At 73.5% G+C, this 6,869-nt stretch carries 7 protein-coding genes; 3 read left to right on the top strand and 4 right to left on the bottom strand.

Features of this window, described 5'->3' with window-relative positions:
* Window positions 1-108: 108 nt before the first annotated feature.
* From ITI46_RS32340 to tdh, 3 genes are read right to left on the bottom strand one after another with little or no spacing between them, the layout of a single operon-like run.
* The gene (locus ITI46_RS32340; RefSeq protein ID WP_209243509.1) at window positions 109-1,008 is read right to left on the bottom strand and encodes a LysR family transcriptional regulator; all 900 of its coding nucleotides are present in this window, start codon (window positions 1,006-1,008) and stop codon (window positions 109-111) included.
* Window positions 1,005-2,234, bottom strand: a complete 1,230-nt coding sequence (locus ITI46_RS32335; RefSeq protein ID WP_209243508.1) for a glycine C-acetyltransferase — start codon at window positions 2,232-2,234, stop codon at window positions 1,005-1,007. Before ITI46_RS32335 ends, ITI46_RS32340 begins: the two co-directional genes overlap by 4 nt.
* Before the next feature lie 50 nt (window positions 2,235-2,284).
* A complete protein-coding gene (gene tdh / locus ITI46_RS32330) occupies window positions 2,285-3,313 on the bottom strand; it encodes an L-threonine 3-dehydrogenase (RefSeq protein WP_209243507.1) in 1,029 nt (342 codons plus the stop codon).
* A gap of 290 nt (window positions 3,314-3,603) precedes the next feature.
* On the opposite strand from tdh, the gene ITI46_RS32325 reads away from it, so the two are divergent.
* From ITI46_RS32325 to ITI46_RS32315, 3 genes are all read left to right on the top strand, one after another.
* Complete coding sequence (locus ITI46_RS32325; protein WP_209243506.1) at window positions 3,604-4,602, top strand: ATP-dependent DNA ligase; 999 nt, start codon at window positions 3,604-3,606, stop codon at window positions 4,600-4,602.
* A gap of 165 nt (window positions 4,603-4,767) precedes the next feature.
* Window positions 4,768-6,042, top strand: coding sequence for an APC family permease (locus ITI46_RS32320; protein WP_209243505.1), 1,275 nt, complete (start codon window positions 4,768-4,770; stop codon window positions 6,040-6,042).
* Window positions 6,043-6,157: 115 nt separating this feature from the next.
* Window positions 6,158-6,400, top strand: a complete 243-nt coding sequence (locus ITI46_RS32315; protein WP_209243504.1) for a hypothetical protein — start codon at window positions 6,158-6,160, stop codon at window positions 6,398-6,400.
* A gap of 140 nt (window positions 6,401-6,540) precedes the next feature.
* Here ITI46_RS32315 and ITI46_RS32310 read toward each other — a convergent pair.
* On the bottom strand, window positions 6,541-6,869 hold a 329-nt coding region (locus ITI46_RS32310; RefSeq protein ID WP_209243503.1), incomplete at its 5' end, for an FAD-dependent monooxygenase.

Below are 6,869 nucleotides of genomic sequence, written 5' to 3'. Positions count from 1 at the left end.
GGACTCCGGGGGACCTTCCCGCCGCGACGGTGCGTGACCGGGGTGCCCGGGGGTGAGTCCGTGACCGGGGAGCACCTCCCGGCCGGAGCACCCCAGGCGGGAGCACCGTCAGCGGGCGGCTTCCCGCAGCGCGTCCAGCACCGGGCTGATCAGCGGGTGCTCCTCCGCCCCGCGCCGTACGGCGGCAAAGACGCGCCGGGTCGGGGCGACGCCCTCGACCGGCTGCACGGCGACCCGCGTGACATCGGTACCGAGCAGCGCCGACCGCGGCACCAGGGCCACGCCCACTCCGGCGGAGGCGAGCGCGACCACCGCGCTGAAGTCGTCGGAGAAGTGCTCCATCACCGGCTCGAAGCCCGCGTGCTCGCAGGCGAGCACCACCACGTCGTGGCACGGGTTGCCGGGGAAGGGGCCGATCCAGGTGTCCTTGGCCAGCTCGCCCAGCGGCACCCCGTCGGCCCCCGCCAGCCGGTGGGCCTGCGGCAGCACCGCGTCGAACGGCTCCGCGTACAGCGGCACCCGCGTCAGCCGGGGGTCGTCGGCGCTGGGCGCGCCCCGGTACTCGACGGCCACCGCCACATCCGTCTCGCGGTCCAGCACCATCGGCAGGCTCGCGTCGCCCTCCGCGTCCTGGACCCGCACCCGGATACCGGGGGCCGTACGGGCCAGCCGGGCGAGCGCGGGGGCGACGACCAGGCCGATGCCGGTGGCGAAGGAGGCCAGGTTCACCCGGCCCGCTGCCCCGGAGCCGTAGGCGGCCAGCTCCGCCTCGGCCCGCTCCAGCTGCGCGAGGACCAGATTGGTGTGCGAGAGCAGGATCTCCCCCGCCGGGGTGAGCCGTACGCCCTTGGCGCCGCGCTCGACGAGCCGGTGGCCGGTCTCCTGCTCCAGCGCGGCCAGCTGCTGCGAGACGGCGGAGGGGGTCAGATAGAGCGCGGCGGCAGCGGCGGTCACCGTGCGGTGGTCGGCCACCGCACGGAGGATGTGCAGCCGCCGCGCTTCGATCACACGGCCGATTCTGCCCCATTCGTCGCGGTGAGCCCTGCCCGGGATGCGGCAAACGCGGCGACTGCCCGTTCCACGTCCTCGGTCGAGTGCGCCGCCGACAGCTGGACCCGGATCCTGGCCTCCCCCTTGGGCACCACCGGGTAGGAGAACCCGATCACATAGACCCCGCGCTCCAGCAGCAGCTCAGCCATCCGGGCCGCCTCGGCGGCCTCGCCGATCATCACGGGCACGATGGCGTGCTCGCCGGGGAGGATCGTGAAGCCCTCCTCGGTCATCCGGCGGCGGAACAGCTCGGTGTTGGCCTGCAGCTGCTCCCGCAGGTCACCGGCCGACTCCAGCAGGTCGAGCACCTTGAGCGAGGCCGCCGCGATCACCGGCGCCAGGCTGTTGGAGAACAGATACGGGCGCGAGCGCTGCCGCAGCAGCGCCACGATCTCCGCGCGGGCCGCCACATAGCCGCCCGAGGCGCCGCCGAGCGCCTTGCCGAGGGTGCCGGTGACGATGTCGATCCGGTCCATGACGCCGTGCAGCTCCGGCGTCCCGCGTCCGCCGGCGCCGACGAAACCGACCGCGTGCGAGTCGTCCACCATCACCATCGCGTCGTAGCGCTCGGCCAGGTCGCAGATCTCGGGCAGCGGTGCGAGGTAGCCGTCCATCGAGAAGACACCGTCGGTGACGATCAGCCGGCGCCTGGCGTCCTGCGCCTGCTTGAGCTGCTGCTCCAGATCGGCCATGTCGCGGTTGGCGTAGCGCAGGCGGCGGGCCTTGCACAGCCGGATGCCGTCGATGATCGAGGCGTGGTTGAGGGCGTCGGAGATCACCGCGTCCTGCTCGCCGAGCAGCGTTTCGAACACGCCGCCGTTCGCGTCGAAGCAGGACGAGTACAGGACGGTGTCCTCCTGGCCCAGGAACGCCGAGAGCCGCGCCTCCAGCTCCTTGTGCACCTCCTGGGTGCCGCAGATGAACCGGACCGAGGCCATCCCGTAGCCCCAGCGGTCCAGCGCGGCGTGCGCGGCGGCGAGCACCTCGGGGTGGTCGGCCAGGCCCAGGTAGTTGTTGGCGCAGAAGTTCAGCACTGCCTGCCTCTGACGACCTTGCCGGCCGCCCGCCGTCACCTCGACGGACGCCGACTGGGGGGTGCCGATGACCCGCTCCGGCTTGTGCAGCCCGGCGGCGGTTATCTCGTCGAGGGTGGCGCGCAGCTGGTCGCGTACGGAGTCGAACATGCTGTCAGGTCTCCAGGAAGTAGACAGGAAATGGAACGGCGGGTTCGGTTTCAGCCGGCCCAGTCGAGGACGACCTTGCCGCCGTGCCCACCGGCCGCGTCGTCGAAGGCCGCGTCGAAGTCGCGGTAGTCGTACCGGCCGGTGATCACGGGGCCGAGGTCGAGACCGCCCTCCAGCAGCACCGACATCGCGTACCAGGTCTCGAACATCTCCCGGCCGTATATGCCCTTGAGCGTGATCATCGAGGTGACGATCCGGGCCCAGTCGACGGCGAACTCCTCGGCGGGCAGCCCGAGCATCGCGATCTTCCCGCCGTGCGTCATGTTGGCCACCATGTCGCGCAGCGCCACCGGGTTGCCGGACATCTCCAGGCCCACGTCGAAGCCCTCGCGCAGCCCCAGCGCCCGCTGGCCGTCGGCGATGCTCGCACCCGAGACGTTCAGCGCGAGCGAGGCACCGACCGTACGGGCCAGCTCCAGGCGCTCCTCACTGACGTCGGTGACCATGACGTTCCGCGCCCCGGCGTGCTTGGCGACCGCGACCGCCATCAGCCCGATCGGCCCCGCGCCGGTGATCAGTACGTCCTCGCCGACCAGCGGGAAGGAGAGCGCGGTGTGCACGGCGTTGCCGAACGGGTCGAAGATCGCCGCGATGTCCGGGTCAACCGGGGTGCGGTGCACCCATACGTTCTGCGCGGGCAGCGCCACATACTCGGCGAAGGCGCCGTCCCGGCCGACGCCGAGCCCGACCGTGGCCCGGCACAGATGCCGTCGCCCCGCCAGACAGTTGCGGCACTTGCCGCAGACCAGATGGCCCTCGCCGCTGACCCGGTCGCCCGGCTTGACGTCGGTCACGTCCCGGCCGGTCTCCACGACCTCGCCGGTGAACTCGTGCCCCACCACCAGCGGTGCCGTCACCGCCTGCTGGGCCCAGCCGTCCCAGGCGCGGATGTGCAGATCGGTGCCGCAGATACCGGTCCGCTCCACCTTGATCAGCACCTCGGCGGGGCCGGTCTCGGGCTCCGGCACATCGGCCAGCCACAGTCCCGGTTCGGCCTTCTGTTTGACCAGCGCCTTCACGCCACGGCTCCTGTCTTTTCCCTGGTACGGGGTGGGGCGGCGCCTTCCGCGTACCGCCGGGACGAATGTGCCGTACGGGTGCTCCGGGGTCCATCGAGGATTTCTTAACCGGGCCCGCAGTTGGTCTTCACGCGTGGTCGGGGTGCTGAGAAGGGGCTGCCCCTTGCTGTTCGTTGCAGGCTGCGGGTGGGCCTGTGGCTGGTCGCGCAGTTCCCCGCGCCCCTTTGGGGCGCGGGCCCCCGGGGGAGTTCTGGCTCGCGACGTTGGGCGTTCCGCGCTATATATGGCCTATGGGCGAGAACGGCAGGCGGCTCGTCCCGCCCATCTCCCCGATGACGGCCCGCACCGTCGATGTGCCGCCCCGCGCGCCCGGCCTCGCCTACGAGGCCAAGTGGGACGGCTACCGCGTACTGCTCTTCGCCCGTCTCGACGCGCCCCACCTTCAGTCGCGCCGCGGAACCGACCTGTCACCCGGCTTCCCCGACATCCTGCGGGCCGCCGCCGGACTGGGCGAGGAGGCCGTGTTCGACGGGGAGCTGGTGGTGATCGAGGAGGGAGCCGTCAATTTCTCCGCGCTCCAGTCCAGGGCCCAGCGCACCGGGCGCCGCGCCGAGGCCGCGGCCGCCGCGCACCCGGCCCACTTCATCGCCTTCGACCTGCTCCAGCTCGGCGACGAGACGACCATGGCCCGCCCCTACCGTGAGCGCCGCGCCCTGCTGGAGGAGATCTTCACCCGGCACGACCTCCAGCCGCCCTGGGCGCTCTGCCCGATGACGACCGACCCGGACCAGGCGAGCGAATGGCTCGACCCGGCCTGGGGCGCGGTCGGCGTCGAGGGCATGGTCGTCAAGGGACTGGGCCAGCCCTACCGGCCCGGCGAACGCGGCTGGCGCAAGCTGCGCGCCCGCGCCACGGCGGACGCGCTCGTCGGTGCGGTGACCGGCCCGCTCAACTCGCCCGACGTGCTGCTCCTGGGCCGTTACGACGCCGAGGGCGAGCTCCGCATGGTGGCCCAGAGCGCGCCCGTCACCAACGTCCTGCGCCGCGAACTCGGCCGGGTGCTCACCCCCGCTGGCCCCGGCCACCCCTGGACCGAAGCGCGCTTCCGCTCCGGCTGGGGCTCCCGCGACATCCTCGCCCACCGCTGTGTCGTCCCCGAACTGGTCGTCGAATTCGAGGCCGACGTCGCCTTCGACGAGGGCCGCTGGCGCCACCCCGTCCAAGCGAGACGCCTCCGCCCGGAGCTGCCCCCCGAGGACGTCCCCCACTTCCCCGCAGGCACGGCATAGAGCGCCCCGTCAGGGGCGCGGGGAACTGCGCGCCCAGCCAAAACGAACCCGCAGCCTGCAACGCACAACCAGGGGCACCCCCTGCACAGCGGCGGGAAGAGGGCCCCGCAACCCTGGTCGGCTAAGGTCCGACGCGGATCGTCCACGCAGGGGAGGGCAACGAAAATGCCGGACCACCAGTCCGGGACCGGGGTCCCGGACGAACTGCAACGGCGACTCGGCGTACCGGATGCCGTCCTCATCGGCCTCGGCGCCATGCTGGGCGCCGGGGTCTTCGCCGCGCTGGCACCCGCCGCCCGAGCAGCAGGCTCCGGCCTGCTGCTCGGCCTCGCAGTGGCGGCCGTCGTCGCCTACTGCAACGCGACCTCCTCCGCCCGGCTGGCGGCCCGTTACCCGACCTCGGGCGGCACCTATGTCTACGGGCGCGAGCGGCTGGGGGAGTTCTGGGGCTACCTGGCGGGGTGGGCGTTCGTCGTCGGAAAGACCGCCTCGTGCGCGGCGATGGCGCTGACGGTCGGCTCGTACGTATGGCCCGCGCACGCGCACGCCGTCGCGGTGGCCGCCGTCGTGGCGCTGACCGCCGTCAACTACGCGGGGGTGCAGAAGACGGCCTGGCTGACGCGGGCCGTCGTCGCCGTGGTGCTTGCCGTCCTCGCCGCCGTCGTGGTGACCGCCCTCTCCGCGCAGGGTGCGGCGGCCGGCCGGCTGGCGCCCGGCGGCGACACCTCGGCAGGGGGCGTGCTGCAGGCGGCGGGACTGCTGTTCTTCGCCTTCGCCGGATACGCCAGGATCGCCACGCTGGGGGAGGAGGTGCGCGATCCGCGGCGCACCATTCCCCTCGCCATCCCGCTGGCCCTCTTCCTCACCCTGGCCGTCTACGTGGCCGTCGCGGCATCGGCGCTGGCGGTGCTGGGCCCTGACCGGCTGGCCGACGCCACCGCGCCGCTCGCGGACGCCGCACGGGCCGCGGACGCCGGCTGGCTGGTGCCCGTGGTGCGGGCGGGCGCCGCCGTCGCCGCGCTCGGCTCGCTGCTCGCCCTCGTCCTCGGCGTCTCCCGCACCACGCTCGCCATGGCCCGCGACCGCCATCTGCCGCCCGTGCTCGCGGCCGTCCACCCGCGCTTCGGGGTGCCGCACCGCGCCGAGCTGGCGGTCGGCACCGTGGTGGCCGTGGCCGCGGCGACGGCCGATGTACGCGGCGCGATCGGCTTCTCCTCCTTCGGCGTGCTGCTCTACTACGCCGTCGCCAACGCCTCGGCGTGGACCCTCACTTCCGGGGAGGGCCGTCCGCCCAGGATCGTGCCTGTCGTCGGGCTCGCGGGCTGTCTGACGCTGGCGTGCGCGCTGCCCGCCTCGTCGGTCGTCCCGGGGACCGCCGTGCTGCTCCTGGGCGCCGGTGTCTTCGGGGCGCGCCGTCTGCTGGGCCGCGCGGGGGGCTGAGCAGACCCGTACGGGGGCCGGGGTTGACCTGCCCGGGCCAGCACCGCGCGCGCGGCCGGGCCGCTCGGTGCAGCGTGGAGGCAGCGTCCGCAGCATTCGAACCGAAGGAGTTCCCATGCGTCGCTTCCCCCTCCCGTCCCGCACCGCGACCACCATTGCCGCGCTCACGGTGACCGCCCTGGTTCCGCTCTGCGGAGTCGCCCAGGCCGCCGCCCCTTCCGACACGGCGCCGAGTGCGTCAGCCCCGGCGCCGGGCGCCGGATCCCAGGACGACGCCCGCTCCCAGGGCGGACTCCGGCTGCCGAAGCTCGGCAACAGCAACGGCGCACTCGGCCTCGGTCTGCTCGGTCTCCTCTGACACGGTTTCCCGCGTCCCGAAGGGGCGCGGGAAACTGCTCCCCCAAGCTCTTCGAGCAGGGGGTACCCCCATAAGCCCAAGCGAGGCCCGCAGCCTGCAACGCTCAGTCAGGGGCAGCCCCTACTCAGCAAGAACCGCCCTCAGCCGATGGCCGGCGGCTGCCAATCGGCGTGCCGCAGCACGGCGCGCTGCGTCACCCCCGAAGGGGCGAGCCGCATCGCGGTGTTGCGCAGCGCCACGGCCACCGGGTGGGACAGCTGCTGCCCCAGCCGGCCCGCTTGCCGCGCGGCGCGGGCGACGGCCTGGCTGCGGGGGCGCCGCTCGGCGTCGTACCGGTCCAGCGCGACCGCCACGTCCGGTGCTCCCTCCAGCGCGGCGGCCAGCACGGCGGCGTCCTCCAGCGCCTGGCAGGCGCCCTGCCCGAGGTTCGGCGTCATCGCGTGGGCCGCGTCGCCGAGCAGGGCGACGC

Source organism: Streptomyces oryzae (assembly GCF_017676365.1).
Taxonomy (GTDB): Bacteria; Actinomycetota; Actinomycetes; order Streptomycetales; family Streptomycetaceae; genus Streptomyces; species Streptomyces oryzae.
The sequence above is the reverse complement of the archived record's forward strand: the minus strand, read 5'-3'. Positions and strand labels throughout refer to the sequence as shown.

Excerpts from the sequence above, each read along its gene's own strand:
- ITI46_RS32335 (WP_209243508.1), bottom strand. The coding sequence starts at position 2,234 with ATGTTCGACTCCGTACGCGACCAGCTGCGCGCCACCCTCGACGAGATA.
- ITI46_RS32325 (WP_209243506.1), top strand. The coding sequence starts at position 3,604 with ATGGGCGAGAACGGCAGGCGGCTCGTCCCGCCCATCTCCCCGATGACG.
- ITI46_RS32320 (WP_209243505.1), top strand. The coding sequence starts at position 4,768 with ATGCCGGACCACCAGTCCGGGACCGGGGTCCCGGACGAACTGCAACGG.
- ITI46_RS32315 (WP_209243504.1), top strand. The coding sequence starts at position 6,158 with ATGCGTCGCTTCCCCCTCCCGTCCCGCACCGCGACCACCATTGCCGCG.